Raw genomic sequence first — 2,785 nt, forward strand, 5'->3', positions numbered from 1 at the left:
CGCGATGCGGCCGGGCAAGCCGCTGATGGCGGGGATGCTGGGCGGCGTGCCGGTGCTGGGACTGCCGGGGAATCCGGTGTCGGCGCTGGTCTGCGCGGTGCTGTTCCTTGGCCCCGCGATCGCGCGGCTGACCGGGCGGCCGGACGAGGCGCCGCCGACCGAGCCCGCGCGCTGCACGGTGGCGCTGGCGGCGAACGACCACCGGGCCGATCATCTGCGGGCGACGCTGGCGCGGGATGAGGCGGGCGGCTGGAGCGTGACGCCATTCCCGGTGCAGGATTCGGCGATGCTGAGCCGGCTGGCGCAGGCCGATGCGCTGCTGCTGCGCGCGCCGGATGCGCCGGCCGAGCCGGAAGGGGCGATGGTGCGGGTGATCAGGCTCGACTCATGCGGGATGTGAGCGCCTGATCGGCTGGATCAGGAATTTCCCATAGGCAATTGATTTTTCGTAAAACCGGCCGGACCAGAAGTCCGGCCGAGGACGTTCGGTCAGCCGGCGAGGCCGGCGAGCAGCGCGAACACGATCACGAACTGGACGAGGTTGACCCAGACCGAGAGCCGGTGGCCGCGCTGGAAATCCACCTGGTTGCCGGCGTCGCGCACGGCGTTGAGGTGCGGCATCCATTCGAGCCAGAGCCAGAGGGTGATGCCGGTGACGATCACCGCCAGCAGCGCGTACCACGGATTGCCGCGGATCAGCAGGCCGATGGCGGCGAGCGCCGAGGTGACCGTGATGAACAGGTAGTAGCGCGGGAAGGCGGCCCGGATGAACGGGCCGGCCACGTCCGGCGGCAGTTTCGAGAAGACCAGCGGGGTCATCACCGCGCCGAAGAACAGCATGCCGCCGAACAGGGCGGCGAGCGCCATGACCGCGAGGAAGCTGCCCATCGTCGCCTCCTCAGTAGCGGTAGTCGTCGTGCTTGAAGGGCCCGGCGGTCTCGACGCCGATATAGTCCGCCTGCGCCTTGCTCAGTTTCGTCAGCTTCGCGCCGACCTTCTCGAGGTGGAGGGCGGCGACCTTCTCGTCGAGATGCTTGGGCAGGACGTAGACCTTCCGCTCGTAGCGGCCGGCGGGGGCGTTCCACAGCTCGATCTGGGCGAGGACCTGGTTGGTGAAGCTCGCCGACATGACGAAGGAGGGGTGGCCGGTGGCGTTGCCGAGATTGACCAGGCGGCCCTCGGAGAGGACGATCAGGCGCTTGCCGTCGGGGAAGACGACCTCGTCGACCTGCGGCTTGACGTTTTCCCACTTGTAGTTGCGCAGGCTCTCGATCTGGATCTCGGAGTCGAAATGGCCGATGTTGCAGACGATGGCGCGGTGCTTCATCGCCCGCATGTGGTCGGCGGTGATGACGTCGATATTGCCGGTGGCGGTGACGAAGATGTCGCCCTTCGGGGCGGCGTCGTCCATGGTCACGACCTCGTAGCCTTCCATCGCCGCCTGGAGGGCGCAGATCGGGTCGATCTCGGTGACCATCACGCGGCAGCCGGCGTTGCGCAGGCTGGCGGCCGAACCCTTGCCGACATCGCCGAAGCCGGCGACGACGGCGACCTTGCCGGCCATCATCACGTCGGTGCCGCGGCGGATGCCGTCGACCAGGCTTTCGCGGCAGCCGTAGAGATTGTCGAATTTCGACTTGGTGACGCTGTCGTTCACGTTGATGGCGGGGCAGAGCAGCGAGCCGTCGCGCGCCATCTCGCGCAGGCGGTGCACGCCGGTGGTGGTCTCCTCGGAGATGCCGCGGATGTCGGCCAGCATCTCGGGGTATTTGTCGTGCATCAGCTTGGTGAGGTCGCCGCCGTCATCGAGGATCATGTTCGGCGTCCAGCCGTCCGGGCCGCGCACCGTCTGCTCGATGCACCACCAGAATTCCTCTTCGTTCATGCCCTTCCAGGCGAAGACCGGCACGCCGGCCGCGGCGACGCCGGCGGCGGCGTGGTCCTGGGTCGAGAAGATGTTGCAGGAGGACCAGCGGACGGTGGCGCCGAGCTCGATCAGGGTCTCGATCAGCACCGCGGTCTGGATCGTCATGTGCAGGCAGCCGGCGATGCGGGCGCCCTTGAGCGGCTTCGAGGCGCCGAATTCGCTGCGCAGCGCCATCAGGCCCGGCATCTCGGTTTCGGCCATCGAGATTTCCTTGCGGCCCCAGTCGGCAAGGGCGATGTCGCGGACCTTGTAATCCGTGGGCTGGCTGGCGTCGGGCATCGGGGGGTCTCCGTCTGAATTCCGGTCGGGATATAGGGGGTGGGCGGTTGTTTGCAAAAGGTTTCGGCGGCGCCTTCTAGACGGCGGCGCCGAGGATGCGCGCGCCGATCGCGATCAGCAGCGTGCCGACGGTGCGCTCGATCCACAGCCCGGCGCGGCGATAGGCGCGCTGGACGCGGGCGCGGGAGAACAGCAGGGTGACCAGGCAATACCAGGTGACTTCCTGCAACCCGACGATCGCGATCGCCGCGGCGCTGAGCCAGAGCGGGGTGTGGGCGGGCAGCAGGGCGACGAAGATGCTGGTGAAGAAGATCACGATCTTCGGGTTGCCGAGATTGAGCGCGGCACCGGTGGCGACGGCGCGCAGGAAGCCGGGGCTGCCGGATGGGGCGGCGAGGTCGAGTTCCGGGGGCGGGGCGCGCCAGGCGCTGATGCCGATCCAGACCAGATAGAGGCCGCCGGCGATCTGGATCGCCTCGTAGAGCGGGGCGAAGCGGGCCATGACGAGGGCGACGCCGAAGCAGGCGGCGGCGGCCCAGGTGGTGGCGGCGATGGCGACGCCGAGGCTGAGGCCGAAGC

The 2,785-nt window shown here is 68.6% G+C and carries 3 protein-coding genes and 1 pseudogene; 1 reads left to right on the forward strand and 3 read right to left on the reverse strand.

The window, feature by feature from the left end; genetic code table 11:
* A pseudogene (locus APM_RS12485) lies at positions 1-400 on the forward strand (molybdopterin molybdenumtransferase MoeA); the annotation flags it as partial.
* An 89-nt stretch (positions 401-489) separates the two neighbouring features.
* Here the strand turns inward: APM_RS12485 and APM_RS12490 are convergent.
* From APM_RS12490 to APM_RS12500, 3 genes are all read right to left on the reverse strand, one after another.
* Positions 490-888 (reverse strand): DUF4149 domain-containing protein, encoded by a 399-nt coding sequence (locus APM_RS12490; RefSeq protein ID WP_007423740.1) that lies wholly within the window; start codon positions 886-888, stop codon positions 490-492.
* 10 nt (positions 889-898) lie between these two features.
* Positions 899-2,206, reverse strand: a complete 1,308-nt coding sequence (ahcY, locus tag APM_RS12495) for an adenosylhomocysteinase (RefSeq protein ID WP_007423741.1) — start codon at positions 2,204-2,206, stop codon at positions 899-901.
* 76 nt (positions 2,207-2,282) lie between these two features.
* A partial coding sequence (locus APM_RS12500; protein WP_007423742.1) for a LysE family translocator occupies positions 2,283-2,785 on the reverse strand: 503 nt, incomplete at its 5' end.

This window comes from Acidiphilium sp. PM (genome assembly GCF_000219295.1).
Classification (GTDB): domain Bacteria; phylum Pseudomonadota; class Alphaproteobacteria; order Acetobacterales; family Acetobacteraceae; genus Acidiphilium; species Acidiphilium multivorum.

Coding starts and splice junctions, on each gene's coding strand:
- APM_RS12490 (WP_007423740.1), bottom strand. CDS start 888: ATGGGCAGCTTCCTCGCGGTCATGGCGCTCGCCGCCCTGTTCGGCGGC.
- ahcY (WP_007423741.1), bottom strand. CDS start 2,206: ATGCCCGACGCCAGCCAGCCCACGGATTACAAGGTCCGCGACATCGCC.